This window comes from Streptomyces endophyticus, assembly GCF_035798155.1.
Classification (GTDB): domain Bacteria; phylum Actinomycetota; class Actinomycetes; order Streptomycetales; family Streptomycetaceae; genus Streptomyces; species Streptomyces endophyticus.
Map to the genome: position 1 here is coordinate 40181 of NZ_JAOZYC010000147.1, position 17206 is coordinate 57386.

Genomic DNA, 17206 nt, shown 5'->3' on the forward strand with positions numbered 1-17206 from the left:
GAACTCTCTCAGATCGAGAAGCTATGTTCCATACGTCGTACGCGACCACGGTCCCCACGCATCGAGAAGGCTCACCGGAGGGTTTCGCATGGTCGACCTCGAACTGGACGGCGCGCTCGCCGTCATCACCATCGACCGCCCGCACGCGCGCAACGCGATCGGGCCCGCCACGATGGACCGCCTGGACAAGGTTCTCGACGCCGTGACCGAGGCCGAGCAGGAGGGCACGACGCACGCCCTCGTCATCAAGGGGGCGGGCGAGAAGGCGTTCGTGTCGGGCGGCGACATCAAGGAGCTGGCGGCGCTGCGCACCGAGGAGGCCGCGATGGAGATGGCACTGCGGATGCGTGCGATCTGCGATCGCATCGCCGCCTTTCCGGGCCCGGTGATCGCTGCCCTGAACGGCCATGCCTTCGGCGGCGGCGCCGAGTTCGCGCTGGCCGCCGACATTCGGGTCGCCGCCGATGACATACGGATCGCCTTCAACCAGGTGACGCTGGCGATCATGCCGGCCTGGGGCGGGGCCGAGCGGCTCGCCGCACTCGTGGGACCGGGTCGGGCGCTGCTGCTCGCCGGGTCGGGGCAGGTGCTGAGCGCCCGGGAGGCCGAACAGGAGGGCCTGGTGGATCGGGTGCTGCCGCGGGCCGGGTTCGAGGCGGGGTGGCGGCAGTTGGCGCACTCCCTCGCCCACCCGCCGGCGCGGTCCATCAAGCGCGTGACGCGGCCGAGCGGCTGCCCGCCGCGCGATGCGGCGCGGACCTTCGCACGCCTGTGGGCCTCCGACGAGCACTGGGCCGCGGCGGAGCGGGTGATGTCCCGTGGGAAGTGAGGTGCCGCAGGAGGCGCTGTGGCAGCGCGTGGCGGGCCGCCGCGAGGGCGTCCTGGCCACGCTCGGCCCCGACGGGACCCCGCACCTGTCGAACGTCTACTACCTCGCCGATCCGGCGGCCCGCGTTCTCCGCCTCTCGACGACCACGGGCCGCACCAAGGGCCGCAACCTGCTGCGCGATCCGAGGGCGGCCCTGTACGTGCCGGGCGAGGACTTCTTCAACTACACCGTCGCGGAGGGCACGTTCGAGGTCGCGGTCGCGGCGGTCGCCGGCGAGGCCGCGATCGACGAGCTGCACGCGGTGCACGCCGCTTCCGGCGCGGCCGGCGACCGCCCCGAGTTCGACCGCCGGATGATCCGCCACCGGCGCATGCTCGTACGGGCCGAGATCACACGCCTCTACGGGCTGGTGCATCCGGCGGCCTGAACGCGACCGCCCGACCGGTCAGGCGCGGGCCGGGGCGCCGTCGGAGACGGGCTTTTGCTCGCCCGCCGGCTCGTCCTCGCCCTTGCGCAGCCCCGGGATGAAGGCGGCGACGGCGGCGGAGAGTACGGCCACGCCGCAGCCGATCATCAGGCCGGTACGGAAGCCGCCCTCGGACGGGATCGAGACACCGCCCATGGAGACGGTCATCTGCGCGAGGACGACACCGATCACGGCGGAGCCGATCGTGGTGCCGAGCGAGCGCATCAGGGTGTTGAAGCCGTTGGCCGCGGCGGTCTCCGAGAGCGGCACGGAGCTCATGATCAGGGCGGGCATGGAGCCGTAGGCGAGGGCGACACCGCTGTTGATGATGATGCCGGCGAGCATGATGCCCCAGGCCGTCCCCATGAGCGGCAGCGCGGCGCCGTACCCGAGAGCGATCACGAGGGCGCCGAGGATCAGCGCGAACTTCGGGCCGCGGGAGTTGATCAGCTTTCCGCCGAGCGGCGAGATCAGCATCATCATGACGCCGCCGGGCGCGATCCACAGACCGGCCGCCAGCATCGACTGACCGAGGCCGAAGCCGGTGGCCTCCGGGAACTGGAGCAACTGCGGCGCGATCAGCATGAAGGAGTACATGCCCACACCGATGAGGATCGAGGCGGCGTTGGTGAACAGCACGCGGGGCCTGGCGGTGGTGCGCAGGTCGACCAGCGGCTCGCGGGTGCGCAGCTCGTAGCGGCCCCACACGAGCAGGGAGACGACAGCGAGGGCGAACAGGGCGAGCGTGGTGCCCGAGCCCCAGCCCCAGTCGGCGCCCTTGGAGACGGCGAGCAGCAGCGAGACGAGACCGATGGCGAGGCCGATGGCGCCGGGGGCGTCGAAGCGCTGTCCCTTGGCGGCGGCCGGGACGTCCGGCACGATCGCGTAGATCATCGCGCCGATGGCCACGGCGAGGACCGCCGAGCCCCAGAACAGGACGCGCCAGTTCGCGTACTGCGCGACCGCCGCGGCGATCGGCAGGCCGATCGCGCCGCCGATGCCCATGGACGCACTGACGAGCGCGATGGAACCGCTGAGCTTCTCGGTCGGCACCACGTCGCGCAGCAGCGCGATCCCGAGCGGCACCATGCCCATGCCCATCCCCTGCAGCCCGCGCCCGACGATCATCGGGACGACGGACGAGGACAGCGCACAGACGACCGATCCCACGATCAGCGGGACGACGCAGATCAGCATCATGCGTCGCTTGCCCATGAGGTCACCGAGGCGGCCGGAGACCGGCACGCACACACCGGAGACGAGCAGGGTGACGGTGACCACCCATGCCGCGTTCGAGGACGACGTGTCCAGGAGCTGCGGCAGTTCGGCGATGAGCGGCGTCACCAGCGTCTGCATGATCGCGGCGACGGTGCCTGCGAGCGCGAGGGTGGCGACGATGGCGCCCGACCTACCGCTCGACTGGGGCGCATCCATGAAGGACTCCTCAATCTTTTCAGTGTGTGCAACGCTATGCAGCATACACATGATGTGTATCGTGCATATTACATGCGTGATGCACATAACACCCTGCGATACGGTCGACCCAGGAGGACGCACGTACATGAACAAGCCATCGCACCTGGTCGAGTTCGAGCACATGGTGCTGGGCCGACATCAGCTCGGCAACGAAAAGCGCCGCCGCCAGGACAACCGCCTGGAGCGCAGCGCGTACATCATGCTGAGCCGGATCCAGGCCCAGGGTCCGATGTCGATCGGCCAGCTCAGCGAGGCCTTCCTGCTCGACGCCTCCACCCTCAACCGGCAGACGGCGAGCGCGATGCGGACCGGACTGCTGGAGCGGATCCCCGACCCGGACGGCGGCATGGCCCGCAAGTTCCGGCTCACCGAGGAGGGCGAGCGGCAGCTCGACGAGGAGCGCGAGACCCACGTCCAGGAACTGGACAAGGTCTTCGAGGACTGGTCGGCGGACGACGTCGAGACCTTCGCCCGCTATCTGCAGCGCTTCAACACCAGCATCGAGCGGCTGAGCGGCCAGCCCTGGCCGCGCTCCTGAGACATCACGGGAGAACACCTCAGGAGAATGATGTTCCCGTTCACGCGGTAGCCGCTTCGGTAGGTGGAAGCCACCCGCTTCTCAACTGCGTCGCGTATCGTTCCGCAGATGAACGCCGTACCCGCAGAGCCCACTCCGCCCGTCTGGCGACAGCGCGCGATCGAGCGGTCCACGCGCGCGGCCACGCTCCGCGCCGAGCAGCGGATCGAGCGTTTCCTCGAAGCGGCCCAGGAACTCATCGCCGCCAAGGGCACGACCGACTTCACCGTGCAGGAGGTCGTCGAGCGCTCGAAGCAGTCGCTGCGCAGCTTCTACCAGCACTTCGACGGCAAACACGAGCTGCTGCTCGCCCTGTTCGAGGATGCGCTGGGGCGCTCGGCCGACGAGATCCGTACCGCCACCGCCCCCAAGAAGAAGCCTCTCGAACGGCTTCGCGTCGCGGTGCACATGCTCTACGAACAGTCGATGCCGCGCCCCGGCCGGCAGAGCCCGCTGTTCACCGACTTCGCCATGCAGCTCCTGGGCACCCATCCGGAGCAGGTGGCCACCGCGCACGTGCCGCTGCTCGACCTGTTCACCGAACTCGTCGAGGAGGCCGTGGAGTCGGGTGACGCACACGCGGACAAGCCGCGGCGTGCGGCGTCGTTGGTGATGCAGACGGCTATGTTCACCGCACAGACCCCGGGCGTCCCGTCCGGCAGCACGTCGACGCAGGTCTCCGCCGATGAGGTCTGGGAGTTCTGCCGGGGCGGCGTCACCGGGCGGACCTGACATCGCGCCGGATGCCTCACTGTCGCGCCATTACGCTTCTCGTATCACGAGAGTACCGTTCTCGCCATGACGGAACCGGGACGCAAGTCGTCTTACCGCGTCGTCCAGTGGGCGACCGGCAACATCGGGAGTCGTACGCTGCGCGGGGCCGCCGAGCATCCTCAGTTGGAGGTGGTCGGCGTCCTCGTGCACAGCGCGGACAAGTCGGGCCTGGACGCGGGTGAGTTGTGCGGTCTCGCGCCGCTCGGCGTCCACGCCACCACCGAGGCGGCCGATGTGCTCGGCCTCAAGCCGGACTGCGTGCTCTACACGCCACGCGAGCTGGACGCCGACGCGGTGTGCGCGCTGCTCACGGCAGGGATCAACGTCGTCGCCACCCGCACCGACTTCCACCACCCCGGCGCCATGGACCAGTCCTTGCGGCGGCGGATCGAGGCCGCCTGCGCCGAGGGCGGCAGCAGTATCCACAGCACCGGCAGCAGCCCCGGCTTCGTCACCGAGGCGCTGCCGCTGGTGCTCGCGTCCGTGCAGCGGCGGCTCGACGGGCTGCTGATCGAGGAGTTCGCCGATCTGTCGCGGCGTCCGTCGCCCGGGCTGCTCTTCGACGTGATGGGGTTCGGTGGGCGGCACGACACCTTCGACGAGCGGCGGCTCGCCTCACTGAAGGCGAGCTTCGCGCCGTCGCTGCGGGTGGTGGCCGACGCGCTCGGGCTGCCCGTAGAACGGTCCGAAGTACACGGCGAGTTCGCGCACGCTCTGTCGCGTACGACGATCGCCGCCGGGGTGCTGGAGGCAGGTTCGGTGGCGGCGCAGCGCGTCACGGTGGCGTGGAAGCAAGGGGGCCGCGATGTGCTGCGGTTCCGGGCGACCTGGTACTGCACGACGGAGCTCGATCGGTCCTGGGATCTGCGGGACACCGGGTGGCGGCTGACCGTCGACGGCGACGCTCCGCTGGACGTCACGATCCGCTTCCCCGTCGCGCCGGAGAACGCGGCCGCCACCTACCCCGCGTACACGGCCAACCGTGCGGTGAACGCGGTGCCGTGGGTGGTGGCGGCAGATCCCGGGATCCGGACGACGGCCGATCTGCCGCATGTCGTGTCGCCGTTCGCCCAGTCGTAAGAAGGCTCAGGCCTCCGCCGCACCGCCCCGGTGGATCGTGCCGCCCTTCATTACGAACCGGACGTCGCCCGTCACCGCGATGTCCGCCAGCGGGTCGCCGGGGACGGCGATGACGTCGGCGAGCAGGCCCGTGTCGAGGCGACCGCGGTCGTCGACGTCGATGAGGTCGGCGGAGACGGTCGTCGCGGCGCGGATCGCGTCGAGCGGGGACATGCCCCGCTTCACCAGCGCGACCAGCTCCTTGGCATTGCGCCCGTGCGGGATCGCCGGGGCGTCGGAGCCGCAGGCCACCCGTACACCACGGCGGATCGCCTCGGAGATGGTGGCTCGGGCCCGCGGGAACGTCTCGGCCGCCTTGGCCTGGAGTTCGGGGTCGGCGCGCGAGGTGTCCATCTCGTCGTTGAGCGAGGTGGTGGCCACCAGGAAGGTGCCCTGCCGCACCATCCGGTCGAGGGTCTCGCCGCTGGTGAGGAAGCCGTGCTCGATGCAGTCGATGCCCGCGTCGAGCGCGGCCGTGACCGCCTGTTCGCCCATGCAGTGCGCGGCGACCTTCCGTCCCGCGCGGTGGGCCTCGTCGACGATGGCGCGCAGTTCCTCGTCGGAGTACTGCTGGGCGCCGGCCGGGCCGGTGTGCGACATCACGCCGTTCGACGCGCACACCTTGATGACCCACGCGCCGTGCTTGATCTGGTAGCGCACGGCCTTGCGCACCTCGTCGACGCCGTTGGCGATCCCCTCCTCCACCGTCAACGGCAGCACGTGCGGGGCGAACGCCTGGAACATCGTCGGGTCCAGGTGCCCGCCCGTGGGTGTGATCGCGTGCCCGGCCGGCACGACTCGGGGGCCTTCGATCCAGCCGTGATCGATGGCCTTCTTCAGGGCGACGTCGAGCAACAACCCGTTGGTCTGGAGGAAGAGGCCCAGGTTTCGCACCGTCGTGAACCCGGCCCGCAGGGTCCTGCGGGCGTTGGCCACCGCCCGCAGGGTGCGCACCGCCGGGTCGTCCTGCACCGCGATCAGCGGACTGCGGTGGTCGGGCCCGCCGAGCAGCAGGTTGACCTCCATGTCCATCAGGCCGGGCAGCAGGGTCAGATCGCCGAGGTCGACGACGACCGTGCCTTCCGGGACGGCGTCGGGAGCGATCCGGGTGATGTGCTCGCCTTCGACGAGCAGTTCACCGGGGGTGACGTACTCCCCCTTGTCGACGTCGAGCAGGCGCGCGGCGCGGAGCAGGACGGGTGGCTGTGGGGTGCGCGGGCGGGGCATCGCGGGGCTCCTTCACACAGAGGCGGCGGCCGGTCAGACGGCGGGTTCGACGACGGCGTCGATGCTGGAGGGCCCCGAGTCGGGAACCCGCGGCTGACGCCACGCCTCGACCGGGAAGGCGACGGTCACCAGCGCACAGAACGCCCACAGCAGCCGCTTGTCCTGCTCCGAGATGTTGTCGAGGTCCACCTGCTCCAGGTAGGCCTTGTTGGCCTGGAGCAGCGGGAACGCCGCGTTGTAGAAGGTGTCCAGCTCGTCCATGGTGCTGGCGAGCCGCTTGGCGTAGCGGGCCTTCTCGCCCTGGACGGCCCAGTCGGCGAACGGCTCCAGGGCCTCGAAGCCGGCGGGAAAGACAGTGGTGGCGTGCGCCATGATGCGGTTCTCCTCCTGGAGTCACTGAATCGGTCAGCCCCGGTGCTCGTCGACGTAGCCTCGCGCGGACTGGTGCAGGTGCCTCAGCAGCACCTCCTGGTCGTTGAGCGGAAACGTGTCGACGACGCGGGACTCGAGCATCGTCTGCGTCGCTTCGAGGGTGTTGCCGTCCTGCAGGCCGTATTCCTTGAACGACACCGCGGCCAGCTCCTGCTGGATCCGCTGGAACCCGTTCTTCGGAGGAACGAAGTAGCAGGTGCCCTCGAAGATGTGGGTGTTGTGCGACGTCGGCCAGTAGTGGTACGTGAGCACCCAGTTGGGCCGCCAGATCAGCAGCATGAAGTTCGGGAAGAACACGAACGAGTCCATGCCCCACCGCTTGTCGCGGGTCGGGTTGATGGCCGACGGCAGGTCCGCTGTCGCCACGCCGATGTCCGGGGCGTCCCACGGGCCGAACAGGCCGCTCTCCAGGGCTGCTTCGATGGGCTTGACCATCTTGCGGTCGTGCGGCGGCGCGATGCCGCCCCAGGAGGAGACCATCGAGTGGGGGCCGTCGGTGTCGTAGTGCAGCGCCTCGTACCCGTACTTCTGGATCTTGCGGGCCTCCTCGGCCATGTACTGGCCGGAGTGCAGGATCGGCGCGTGGTAGAACTCGGCGAACGCGTCGATGAACAGCTTCCAGTTGGCGCCGATCTCCGCGCGGTACTTGTGCACCTGTGTGAGCTTGTGGAACGGGTAGCCCTCGATGCCCTTGGCGAACTCGCCGAGGTACTCGCGCAGCGGCGTGGTGTTCTCGGGGTCCAGATTGACGAAGATGAACCCCTCCCAGACCTCCGTGTGCACGGCCTTGAGCCCGTAGTCGGACTTGTCGAGGTCGAAGAACTCGCCCTCCTGCTGCACGTACGCGAGCTTGCCCTCGAGGTCGTAGCGCCAGGCGTGGTACTTGCAGGTGAACTGGCGGCACACGCCGCTGGTCTCCTCTTTCGGGAAGTCGTTCCACACCAGCTTGTTGCCGCGGTGGCGGCACACGTTGTGGAAGGCGCGGATCTCGTCGTCGGTGCCGCGCGCGACGATCACCGAGGTGCGGGCCGCATCCAGCTCCTTGGTGAAGTAGCTGCCCTTGCGCGGCAGTTGCTCGACCCGGCCGACGTTGAGCCAGGTCCTGCGGAAGATCGCGTCCCGCTCCAGCTCGTAGTGTTCCGGCGAGATGGAGTCCTCATAGCTGATCGGCTCCGTGCCGATCTTCAAGTGCTCGGTCCAGCTGCCCTCGGCGGGCTTCTTGAAATGCGGCATGGGGTCCGACCCTCCAGTCCGACTGCACCACTGACGTTCGGTGACGTCCGAAATCCTGGGATAACCTCGATCTCTAGATGTGAGAACGGTATTCTCTCAACTGATCGTGCGTCAAGCGGCCCGCGTGGGTGCGACCCTTGACGGGCCCACCACAGGGGCCGTACGGCCGACAGTTCCGCACAGAACCGGAGGATGCGTGACGATGCGATTCCTGTTTCACTACCCGGAGGCGCACGGACCGGACGGCGACCTGCTGGACGCGGGGCCGTTGACGGAAGTGGCCCGAGCCGCCGAGGAGTTCGGGTTCTCCGGGCTCTCCTTCAGCGAGCACCCCTCACCCGGAGCACGCTGGCTGAACCACGGCGGGCACCAGACACTCGACCCCTTCGTCGCGCTCTCCCACGCGGCAGCCGTGACCAGCAGGCTGCGGCTGCTCACGTACCTGGCCGTCGCCCCATACCGCAATCCGCTGCTGCTGGCCAAGCAGGCGGCGACGCTCGACCGGCTCTCCGGCGGGCGGCTGGTCCTCGGTCTCGGCGCCGGGTATCTGAAGGGCGAGTTCCACGCGCTGGGCGTCGACTTCGATGAGCGCAACGCGCTGTTCGACGAGGTCCTTGACGTGCTGCCGCTGCACTGGAGCGGCGAGCCGTTCAGCTACGAGGGCCGGCACTTCAACGTCCGTGAAGCGCAGGCCCTGCCGCGGCCCGCTCAACAGCCGATCCCGGTGTGGATCGGCGGCAACTCGCGGCTGAGCCGACGCAGGGCAGCCGAGCGGGCGCAGGGCTGGATGCCGATGTCCGGCGGCGCCGAGCTGAGCGCGACGGCCCGGACGCCGACGCTCGGCCCGCTGTCCGAACTGGCGGGCGCGATCGGAGAGGTCCGCGATGCCATGGCCGCCGCCGGACGCGGTGACAGCGTCGACGTACTGCACTCGTACCGCGACGACGGCCTCACGGAACCGGCCCTCGACGCGGACCGGCACCGGGAGGCGTTCGCCGCGCTGGAGAAGGCCGGAGTGACGTGGGTGGCCGTGTCCTGCCAGCACGAGTCGGCGGCGGCGACCCTGGAGTTCCTGGAGGCGTTCGGCACGACGTACGCGGGCTGAGGACCGCCAGTGTCGGTCTGTCGCAGAGCGGTGAGCGGGGCCGCTCAGGCGCGCGGCAGGCCGAGCACACGCTGGGCGATGATGCCGCGCTGGATCTCGGAGGTGCCACCGGCGATGGTGCCACCGAAGCTGCGAGCGTAGCGGTGGAACCAGCTGGTGAAGGCGTCGTCGAAGCTCATGTGGCGGTACGGCGCGGTGTCCTTGGGGTGGACGAGGCCGTCGGGGCCTGCCGCTTCCAGGGCCCGCTCCAGCGCCTTCTGCGATGCCTCGGAGCCGAGAACCTTGAGCACGGACAGGGCGGGCACGTCGGTCTCACCACGGGCGGCGCGCGCCAGGGCGGCCTGGCCCAGCAGGGTCAGCGCCTGCCGGTCCATGGCCAGGGTGGCGTACCAGTCCTTCTCCAGCGCGCTGCTGGGGCGGAAGTCGCGCAGCAGGTCGCTCATGCGCTCGGCATCGCCCAGCCACATCAGCGTGCGCTCGTGGCCGAGCGAGCCGTTCGCCACCCGCCAGCCCTCGTTCAGCGAGCCGACGAGGTTCTCGGCGGGCACCCGTACGCCCTCGAAGAAGACCTCGTTGAAGTCCTTGTCCTCGGGGCCCGTGAAGGAGGCGAAGGGGCGGCGGGTCACGCCGGGGGTGTCGGTGGGGATCAGCAGCACGCTGATCCCCTTGTGCTTGGGGGCGTCCGGATCGGTGCGCACGAAGGTGAGCAAGACGTCCGCGTCATGGGCGCCGGAGGTCCACACCTTCTGTCCGTCGACCGTGAAATACGTTCCGTCGTCCGAGAGTTGGGCGCGGGTGCGCAGGGAGGCGAGGTCGGATCCGGCGCCGGGTTCGCTCATCCCAAGGGCCGCGGTGATCTCGGCACGGAGGATGGGGACGGCCCAGCGGTGCTTCTGCTCGTCGGTGCCGAAGGAGAGCAGGGAGGCGGCGATGATGCCGACGCCCTGCGGGTTGAAGCTGTGGTAGATCCGGCGCCGGCCGAGTTCCTCCAGGTGCACGTACCGCTGCAGCACGGTGGCGTTGCGGCCGCCGAACTCGGGCGGGTTGCCGGGCAGCAGCCAGCCCGCGTCGAACTGGGTGCGCTGCCAGCGGCGGGCCCACTCGGGTATGTGGGCGCTGGAGCGGGAGCGTTCGGTGGCCTCGGCCTCGGTGGGCAGGTTCGCCTCGAGGAACGCCGCGAACTCGGCGCGGAAGGCCTCGGTGTCGTCGTCAAAGCTGATGCGCATGGCCGTCCCCCACGATGTCGGCGATCACGGCGCGGTGTTCGGCGGCGCCGCCGAGCAGCAGTTCGCCCGCCTTGGCGCGCTTGAGCGCGAACTGCAGATCGTTCTCCCAGGTGTTGCCCATAGCACCGAACAGCTGGACGCCGTGCCGGAACACCAGGGCCTGGCACTCCCCCGCTGATGCCTTGGCCATGGCGGCGGCGAGGCGGCGGCGCGGGTCGTCGGCGGCGATCGTCATCATGGCGAAGTAGGCGAGGGCGCGGGCCCGTTCAATCGCCACGTGCATGTCGGCGGCCTTGTGCTGGACGGCCTGGAACGAGCCGATCGGGGCGCCGAACTGGTGGCGGCCGCGGACGTGTTCCAGGGTCAGGTCGAGGATGCGGCGGCAGGCACCGACGGTCGTCATCGCGAGTCCGGCGAGTGCGAGGTTCCGGGCGTGCTCCGGGTCGGCGCCGCTGCGGTCCGCCTCACCGACCCGCACCCCCGCGAACGTCACGTCGGCGACATGCAGCAACGGGTCGAAGACGTGCAGCGGCACGACGGTCACCGCCTCGGCGGGCACCACGAAGACACCTGCGTCGGTGACGACCGCGAGGCGTTCGGCCCGGTCCGCGTCGAGCACGTGGCGGGCGGTGCCATCGAGGACCCAGCCGGCGCCGTCCGCGCGGGCCGCGACCCCGGAGTACGCTGCGGTCCCGCTCGCCCCGTCGCCGGCCGCCGCCGGGACGAGCGGCGCGAACTGCGTCATGGTCGCCAGGTACGGGGTCGGGTCGACGGCGTGGCCCAACTCCTCAAGCACGATGCCGAGTTCGACCGCGTCGGTAGGGTCGACGAGCTCGGTCCAGCCCAGTTTCCGGTACGTGCGCCACAGCCGCGCGGGGTCGGCGCCCGCGTCCGCGACGGACCGGACGAACGCTGCCGTGCACTCCTTGGAGACGGCGTCACGGACGGTCCGCTGCCACAGCCGTTGATCCGAGTCGAACTCGAAGAGCATCTCGGCCTCCCTGCCGCTCGTCACACCTTCAGCAGTCGGGCCAGGTTCCCGCCCATGATCTTCGCCTGGCGTTCCTGGTCCATGCCCGCCAGCGCGTCCACGTAGCTGGTCGGCTCGGCGAGGCCCTCCGGGTGCGGGTAGTCGGAGCCGAACAGCACCTTGTCCTCACCGAGGAGGTCGGCCAGCTCGCCGAGGTCCTCCTCCCAGAACGGGCTGACGTGGATATTGCGCTTAACCGCCTCGACGGGGTCTCCGGCGAAGCCCTCGGGAGCCTTCTTGTAGACGTCGGCCAGGTTCTGCAAGAGCGGGGCCACCCAGCTGGAGCCGTTCTCGATCACGGCGATCTTCAGCTCGGGGAAGCGGAACAGAGCGCCGTGGCACACCCAGGAGGCCACGGCGTCCTGCACGGGCCGCCACTGGTCCATCATCCGGAAGACATTGGTCTTGAACGGCAGCATCTCGCCGCCCGCGCCCTCCCAGTCGCTCTGGTACCTGGAGTAGCCGCTGTCCGAGGAGTGCATCGTGACGAGGACGTCGTGCTCGACGACGCGCCGCCAGAACGGGTCGAACTCGGGCAGCGCGAAGGACCGCGAGCCACGGAAGCCGGGCACCGGCGCCGGGCGCACGAGGATCGCCTTGGCGCCGCGCTCGACACACCAGTCGAGTTCCTCGATGGCCTTGTCGACGATGGGCAGGCTGACGACCGGGACGGTGAAGATGCGGTCGTGGTAGTTGAACGACCAGACCTCGTCGAGCCACTGGTTCAGCGCGTGTACGACAGCGTGGATCATCTCCGGGTCGTCCCGCATGCGCTCCTCGACGAGACTGGCGAGCGTCGGGAACATCAGGGTGCGGTCGATGCCGAGCTCGTCCATCAACTTCATGCGCGGCGCGGGCTCACGGAAGGCGGGCACCGCGCGCACCGGGTCGCCGAAGATCTCCCGGCGGCTCTTGCCCTCGGGGTTTCCGTGGCGGAAGTAGTCCTCCATGGCGCCGGGGCGCGCGACCACGTCGAAGGTGGGATTGGGGATGTACTCACTGATCTGCCCGCGCACCGCGATCTTCGTGCGGCCGTTCACCTGCACGTACTGGATGGCGCCGCGGTACCGGTCCGGCAGGTACCTGGTCAGCGACTCCTCGGTCTCGTACAGATGGTTGTCCGCGTCGAACAGGGGGTACGGCAGCGTACGCGAAGCCATGGACTCTCCCTACCTGTTGTTCGTGTGCCGGCGTGCTCGCTCAGGACTGTTTGATGTGCTTCTTCATGTCGTCGAGGCGGGTCAGGATCGGGTAGCCGTCCACGCTGATCGCGTTGCCGTGCCCGGTCTGGTGGATGTCGAAAGCGGACTGCAAAGCCGAGTAGAAGCCCTGAACGTCGAGCGTCTGGTTCACTGCTCGTTTCGCCTGCTGCAAGCCGAACGCCGGCATCCGCGCGATCTGCTGCGCCAACTCCATTGCCTGCGCTTCGAGTTCGGCGAGCGGCACCACCTTGTTCACCATGCCGACGCGCTCGGCCTCGTCCGCCGTCAGCGCGCGTCCGGTGAACAGGATCTCCTTGGCCTTGCGCGCTCCCAGCTCCCACGTGTGGCCGTGGTACTCCACCCCGCCGATCCCCATCCGCACCACCGGGTCGGAAAACTCGGCGTTCTGCGCCGCCACGATCAGATCGCACGGCCAGCACAGCATCAGTCCCGCCGCGATGCACTTGCCCTGCACCGCCGCGATGGACGGCTTCGGCACGTTCCGCCACCGCAGCGAGTAGCCGAGATAGCGGTGGGCCTCGATGCCGTAGATGTGCTCCAGCGTGATCTTGCCGGAGGCGGGGGTGTGCGAGGCACCCTTGAGGTCGTGGCCCGCGGAGAAGTGCTTGCCGTTGGCGCGCAGCACGATCACGCGCACGTCACTGTCCTCGGCCGCCCGTGTCCACGCCGCGTCGAGCGCGTCGAGCAGGTCCATCGACTGGGCGTTGGCTGCCTCGGGGCGGTTCAGCGTGATGGCGGCGACGCCGTCCTTCGCCTTGTACAGGATCTGATCCGTGGGACTGTCCATGGGGCGGCTCCTTCTCGCCGGGTGTCGCACCCGGCGTCGCGCCGCGAGAATAGCATTCTCACTTCACGGAAGTAAGACTCCCGCACGGCGCCGACAGAGGCCTATCGGGGCCGCAGACCGTCGAGCAGCAGGCGCACCGTGAAGCCGACCTTCTCGTCGAGTTCCTGCCGGGTGGGGGCCAGCCCCCCGACGATGGCGCGGACCGGGCCGCCGACCACCATGCTCATGAACGCCGACGCCGCGTGGTCCACGCGGGTCGGGGCGATCTCGCCCGCGTCGACGGCCCGTTGGAGGACCGCGGCCACGTGGTCGATCAGCGGCCTGGTGCTCTGCTCCACGTACGCGGTGAAGATCTCCGGGAAGCGGTGGCTCTCGGCGTTGATGAGGTGCTGCAGGCGCAGCCCGTGCGGTGCGGCGATCTGTTCGATACGCAGCCACGCGATGGCCTCGAGTGTCGCGCCCAACTTGCCCCGCTCCAGGGCTTCGAGCACGTGCGGCGGCACGATCTGCCGCTCGATCGCGCGCTGGATCGCCGTCCGGAACAGGGTCGCCTTGTCCGGGTGGCGGGCATAGATCGTGCGCTTGGTCATGCTGACGCGAGCGGCGATCATCTCGATCGTCGTCACTTCGAAGCCGTGCTCGAGGAACAGGTCGAGGGCGGCGTCGAGCAGCTCCTGGTGGCGGGCCTCGGCCTGTTCGCGGGTGGGGCGCCCCGCTCGAACGCGGGGTGGAGCGGACTTGTCCGTCATGGTGTTCTCTCCCGCTCTCCCTCTTGTGCGCGGACCCCAACCATGCAAATGATACGGGCGAGTTGCTATTCACCGCAGGGTGTAACCGAAGGGTGTTCCCCGTGACCTCAGCAACCGCAACACACCGACTCACCGCGCTCGTCGACGCCTCCGACCGCTTCACCCACTCCACTCGCGATCTGCGGGCCACACAGCTGGCGGCCCTCAACGAACGTCTCCAGGACCGCAAGGAGCGCATCAAGCTCCTGGGCCACCGCGCCCGCGAGTCCAACACCTCCGAGATCCGTGAACTGGCCGACCTGGTACCGCTACTGTTCCCCCACAGCGTCTACAAGAGCTACCCCGAGAGCTTTCTGACGCAGGGGCGTTGGGACCGGCTCACGAAATGGCTGGGCACCGTCTCGCCGTATCCGATCACCCCGCTCGACACCTCGGACCTCGACGGCAGCGACCGGATCGACGAGTGGATCGCGCGGCTCGGCGAGCACGGCCACCATGTCTCCTGCTCCAGCGGCACGACCGGCAAGTCGGCGATGCTGCTCGCCACCGAGCGGGACATGGACTGGTCCCGCAAGGACACCGTGGGGGTGTTCTCATGGGGCTCGGGCGTCCGGCCGACAGGCGACCGCCGCATGATCGGCATCGCGCCGACGGCCGCCGTGCCGAAGAACATGGTGATCGCCGAGGCGCAGGAGCGGGCGTTCGGGGACCCGGCCAAGCCGCGGTTCCGCCTGCCGCTGCCGCCGATCACCGTCGGCTCGCTGACCCGTACGGTACTGCTCCGCAGGAAGATCGCCGAGGGCGCCGCGCTCCCCGAGGAGCTCGCCGAGTTCGAGCGCAACGCCACACAGCGCCAGGAGGCGCTGGACAAGGCGATGACGACGGCCGCCGAGGCACTGATCGAGCACCGCGCGGAGAAGCTCTACCTCTCCGGCATGTGGAACGCGCTGTACCAAGTGGCGCGGCTCGTACGGGACATGGGTTACTCCGGCAAGGACTTCCACTCCGACAACTGTCTCTACGTCGGCGGCGGCCTCAAGCGCGCCCAACTCCCGCCCGACTACCAAGAGTTCGTCCACGACACGTTCGGCATCCCGGCCGACCGGAACTTCCAGAACTACTCGATGCAGGAGCTGAACTCCGGCATGCCCAAGTGCCGCACCGGCGACCGCTATCACGTACCGCCGTGGGTGGTCCCGCTCGTGCTCGACGAGTCCGGGGAACAGCTTCTCCCGCACGAGAGCGGGGAGGTCGAGGGGCGGGCCGCCTTCTTCGACCTCGCGCTGGACGGGCGCTGGGGCGGTGTCATCACCGGCGACCGGATCTCGCTCACTCTCGACCCGTGCGCCTGCGGGGCGGCCGGCCCTTCGATCCGCAACAACATCGTGCGCTACGCGGACCTCGCGGGCGACGACAAGATCGGGTGCGCCGGCACCGTCGACGCGTATGTGCGAGGTGTGTCGTGACGACCGCCCAGACCCGCTCCGCGTCCGCCGTCGCGGCACCGTTCTTCCTGCGCGGGCGGCTGTACGAGGGCCAGGACATCGCCCACCGTTCGCGCGACCTGGGCGTCGCCTTCGCCACCCCGGCCCTGGACCTGGACCGGGCGGTGCATCCGCGCAGCGAGGTACCACCCCTGCTCGACGTGCCACTCGCCGACATCATCGACTTCCTCGTGGAGACGGGCGAGCAGCTGCGGGCCCCGGACAACCCGTTCGTCGCCGACTGCATCGACCGGATGTCCGCAACCCACCCACTGCCTCGCACGGTCCTGGAAGAGCAGGTCAGGCACGCCTCCGCCTATCTCGACGCACGGCTGCTGCGCACCGTGGTGGAGGAGAACTTCCCCGACCCGAGGGCGCTGGACACATGGGTACCCAAGGAGGACTTCACCGGCCGCAAGAGCTTGGTTCGGGCCTTCGCGCCGCGCCTGATCCACGTGCTGCCCGGCAACTCTCCGGGCGTCGCGGTGAAGTCCATCGCGCAGGGAGCGCTGGTCAAGGCGGTCAACCTGTTCAAGATGTCGTCGAGCGACCCGTTCACCACGGTCGCGATCCTCCGCACCATGGCCGACATCGACCCCGGACACCCTGTCGTGGCGTCCATGTCGGCGGCATACTGGCGCGGCGGCGACGAGTCCGTGGAGCGGGTCCTGTACCGCCCGCAGTACTTCGACAAGATCGTGGCCTGGGGCGGCGGCGACGCCATCAACAACGTCGTCAAGTACCTCGGTCCGGGCTTCCAGTTGGTGTCGTTCGACCCCAAGACGTCGATCTCGTTCATCGGCAGGGAGGCGTTCGCCACCGACGACACGTTGGAGCGGACCGCCGAACTCGCCGCGGCCGACGTGATGGTGCTCGGCCAGGAGGCCTGCGTCGCCAGCCGATTCCTGTACGTGGAGGGGGACCAGGACGACACGGACCGATTCTGCGCGCGGCTGCACGCACACATCACGGCGAAGGCCGCCTCCTCCGGAGACACCCGGCCGCTCGACATGGAGCTGCGCGAACAGATCGAGGCGCTGCGCATGCTCGACGACGAGTTCCGGGTGTGGGGGCGGGCCGACGGGACCGGCGTGGTGATCCGGTCGGACGAGCCGGTGGACTTTCATCCGATCAACAAGGTCGCCAACGTGGTGCGGGTCGACTCCCTCGACGACGCGCTGCGCGGTGTCACCGTCGCCACGCAGACGGTGGGCTTCCACCCGTCCGACCGGATGGCCGACTACCGCGACCGGCTTGCCAGTTGCGGTGCTCAGCGCGTGGTGCGGCTCGGCGAGGCGGGGTCCAGCACCATCGGCAGTCCGCACGACGCGATGTATCCGCTGCACCGGTTCGTGCACTGGATGGTGCACGAGGATGGCGTGCGCTGAACCGGTGCCGTCTCCCGGGAACCTCACGCGTCACATGTGACGTCTTGATCGCCACAAGCACGCGACCGCGGTACCGCACGG

At 69.4% G+C, this 17206-nt stretch carries 17 protein-coding genes; 8 read left to right on the forward strand and 9 right to left on the reverse strand.

What is annotated here, in order from left to right; genetic code table 11:
• Positions 1-88 precede the first annotated feature (88 nt).
• Positions 89-829 (forward strand): enoyl-CoA hydratase/isomerase family protein, encoded by a 741-nt coding sequence (locus tag OKJ99_RS28410; RefSeq protein WP_326020609.1) that lies wholly within the window; start codon positions 89-91, stop codon positions 827-829.
• Positions 819-1256 carry a TIGR03618 family F420-dependent PPOX class oxidoreductase gene (locus tag OKJ99_RS28415; RefSeq protein WP_326020611.1) on the forward strand — a complete coding sequence of 146 codons (438 nt, stop codon included), beginning with the start codon at positions 819-821 and terminating at the stop codon, positions 1254-1256. The genes OKJ99_RS28410 and OKJ99_RS28415 overlap by 11 nt, the downstream gene beginning before the upstream one ends.
• A gap of 18 nt (positions 1257-1274) precedes the next feature.
• On the opposite strand, the gene OKJ99_RS28420 is transcribed toward OKJ99_RS28415, so the two are convergent.
• Entirely contained in the window at positions 1275-2729 is a 1455-nt protein-coding gene (locus OKJ99_RS28420) for an MFS transporter (protein WP_326020613.1), read from the reverse strand.
• Positions 2730-2856: 127 nt separating this feature from the next.
• Between OKJ99_RS28420 and OKJ99_RS28425 the strand changes: the two genes are divergently transcribed.
• The 3 genes from OKJ99_RS28425 (at position 2857) to OKJ99_RS28435 (ending at position 5202) form a co-directional block, all read left to right on the forward strand.
• Positions 2857-3309, forward strand: coding sequence for a MarR family winged helix-turn-helix transcriptional regulator (locus OKJ99_RS28425; RefSeq protein ID WP_326020615.1), 453 nt, complete (start codon positions 2857-2859; stop codon positions 3307-3309).
• Between the two features lie 108 nt (positions 3310-3417).
• On the forward strand, positions 3418-4080 hold the full coding sequence (locus tag OKJ99_RS28430) for a TetR/AcrR family transcriptional regulator (protein ID WP_326020616.1): 663 nt from the start codon (positions 3418-3420) through the stop codon (positions 4078-4080).
• 66 nt (positions 4081-4146) lie between these two features.
• Complete coding sequence (locus OKJ99_RS28435; RefSeq protein WP_326020617.1) at positions 4147-5202, forward strand: NAD(P)H-dependent amine dehydrogenase family protein; 1056 nt, start codon at positions 4147-4149, stop codon at positions 5200-5202.
• Positions 5203-5208: 6 nt separating this feature from the next.
• Here OKJ99_RS28435 and OKJ99_RS28440 read toward each other — a convergent pair whose 3' ends face one another.
• Genes OKJ99_RS28440 through OKJ99_RS28450 form a run of 3 tightly spaced genes read right to left on the reverse strand, consistent with a single transcriptional unit; the run spans position 5209 to position 8133 of the window.
• The gene (locus OKJ99_RS28440) at positions 5209-6468 is read right to left on the reverse strand and encodes a metal-dependent hydrolase family protein (protein WP_326020619.1); all 1260 of its coding nucleotides are present in this window, start codon (positions 6466-6468) and stop codon (positions 5209-5211) included.
• A 33-nt stretch (positions 6469-6501) separates the two neighbouring features.
• Positions 6502-6840 carry a hypothetical protein gene (locus OKJ99_RS28445; protein WP_326020621.1) on the reverse strand — a complete coding sequence of 113 codons (339 nt, stop codon included), beginning with the start codon at positions 6838-6840 and terminating at the stop codon, positions 6502-6504.
• A 33-nt stretch (positions 6841-6873) separates the two neighbouring features.
• Positions 6874-8133: an aromatic ring-hydroxylating oxygenase subunit alpha gene (locus OKJ99_RS28450; RefSeq protein ID WP_326020623.1), complete on the reverse strand. Its 1260-nt coding sequence runs from the start codon at positions 8131-8133 to the stop codon at positions 6874-6876.
• 202 nt (positions 8134-8335) lie between these two features.
• Between OKJ99_RS28450 and OKJ99_RS28455 the strand changes: the two genes are divergently transcribed.
• Positions 8336-9238, forward strand: coding sequence for an LLM class F420-dependent oxidoreductase (locus OKJ99_RS28455; protein ID WP_326020624.1), 903 nt, complete (start codon positions 8336-8338; stop codon positions 9236-9238).
• 44 nt (positions 9239-9282) lie between these two features.
• Here OKJ99_RS28455 and OKJ99_RS28460 read toward each other — a convergent pair whose 3' ends face one another.
• The 5 genes from OKJ99_RS28460 to OKJ99_RS28480 all read right to left on the reverse strand — a co-directional run bounded on the left by OKJ99_RS28460 (position 9283) and on the right by OKJ99_RS28480 (position 14253).
• Positions 9283-10464, reverse strand: coding sequence for an acyl-CoA dehydrogenase family protein (locus OKJ99_RS28460; RefSeq protein WP_326020626.1), 1182 nt, complete (start codon positions 10462-10464; stop codon positions 9283-9285).
• Positions 10448-11455: an acyl-CoA dehydrogenase family protein gene (locus OKJ99_RS28465; RefSeq protein ID WP_326020628.1), complete on the reverse strand. Its 1008-nt coding sequence runs from the start codon at positions 11453-11455 to the stop codon at positions 10448-10450. The genes OKJ99_RS28460 and OKJ99_RS28465 overlap by 17 nt, the downstream gene beginning before the upstream one ends.
• Positions 11456-11475: 20 nt before the next feature.
• Entirely contained in the window at positions 11476-12654 is a 1179-nt protein-coding gene (locus OKJ99_RS28470; protein WP_326020630.1) for an amidohydrolase family protein, read from the reverse strand.
• A 40-nt stretch (positions 12655-12694) separates the two neighbouring features.
• Entirely contained in the window at positions 12695-13504 is an 810-nt protein-coding gene (locus OKJ99_RS28475) for an enoyl-CoA hydratase (RefSeq protein WP_326020632.1), read from the reverse strand.
• Positions 13505-13605: 101 nt separating this feature from the next.
• Positions 13606-14253 carry a TetR/AcrR family transcriptional regulator gene (locus tag OKJ99_RS28480; RefSeq protein ID WP_326020634.1) on the reverse strand — a complete coding sequence of 216 codons (648 nt, stop codon included), beginning with the start codon at positions 14251-14253 and terminating at the stop codon, positions 13606-13608.
• A 101-nt stretch (positions 14254-14354) separates the two neighbouring features.
• On the opposite strand from OKJ99_RS28480, the gene OKJ99_RS28485 reads away from it, so the two are divergent.
• Both OKJ99_RS28485 and OKJ99_RS28490 read left to right on the forward strand, forming a co-directional pair.
• A complete protein-coding gene (locus OKJ99_RS28485) occupies positions 14355-15719 on the forward strand; it encodes an acyl-CoA synthetase family protein (RefSeq protein WP_326020636.1) in 1365 nt (454 codons plus the stop codon).
• A complete protein-coding gene (locus OKJ99_RS28490) occupies positions 15716-17125 on the forward strand; it encodes an acyl-CoA reductase (RefSeq protein ID WP_326020638.1) in 1410 nt (469 codons plus the stop codon). The genes OKJ99_RS28485 and OKJ99_RS28490 overlap by 4 nt, the downstream gene beginning before the upstream one ends.
• The last annotated feature ends 81 nt before the right edge of the window (positions 17126-17206 follow it).

Coding starts and splice junctions, on each gene's coding strand:
- OKJ99_RS28410 (WP_326020609.1), top strand. CDS start 89: ATGGTCGACCTCGAACTGGACGGCGCGCTCGCCGTCATCACCATCGAC.
- OKJ99_RS28420 (WP_326020613.1), bottom strand. CDS start 2,729: ATGGATGCGCCCCAGTCGAGCGGTAGGTCGGGCGCCATCGTCGCCACC.
- OKJ99_RS28425 (WP_326020615.1), top strand. CDS start 2,857: ATGAACAAGCCATCGCACCTGGTCGAGTTCGAGCACATGGTGCTGGGC.
- OKJ99_RS28430 (WP_326020616.1), top strand. CDS start 3,418: ATGAACGCCGTACCCGCAGAGCCCACTCCGCCCGTCTGGCGACAGCGC.
- OKJ99_RS28435 (WP_326020617.1), top strand. CDS start 4,147: ATGACGGAACCGGGACGCAAGTCGTCTTACCGCGTCGTCCAGTGGGCG.
- OKJ99_RS28440 (WP_326020619.1), bottom strand. CDS start 6,468: ATGCCCCGCCCGCGCACCCCACAGCCACCCGTCCTGCTCCGCGCCGCG.
- OKJ99_RS28445 (WP_326020621.1), bottom strand. CDS start 6,840: ATGGCGCACGCCACCACTGTCTTTCCCGCCGGCTTCGAGGCCCTGGAG.
- OKJ99_RS28450 (WP_326020623.1), bottom strand. CDS start 8,133: ATGCCGCATTTCAAGAAGCCCGCCGAGGGCAGCTGGACCGAGCACTTG.
- OKJ99_RS28455 (WP_326020624.1), top strand. CDS start 8,336: ATGCGATTCCTGTTTCACTACCCGGAGGCGCACGGACCGGACGGCGAC.
- OKJ99_RS28460 (WP_326020626.1), bottom strand. CDS start 10,464: ATGCGCATCAGCTTTGACGACGACACCGAGGCCTTCCGCGCCGAGTTC.
- OKJ99_RS28465 (WP_326020628.1), bottom strand. CDS start 11,455: ATGCTCTTCGAGTTCGACTCGGATCAACGGCTGTGGCAGCGGACCGTC.
- OKJ99_RS28470 (WP_326020630.1), bottom strand. CDS start 12,654: ATGGCTTCGCGTACGCTGCCGTACCCCCTGTTCGACGCGGACAACCAT.
- OKJ99_RS28475 (WP_326020632.1), bottom strand. CDS start 13,504: ATGGACAGTCCCACGGATCAGATCCTGTACAAGGCGAAGGACGGCGTC.
- OKJ99_RS28480 (WP_326020634.1), bottom strand. CDS start 14,253: ATGACGGACAAGTCCGCTCCACCCCGCGTTCGAGCGGGGCGCCCCACC.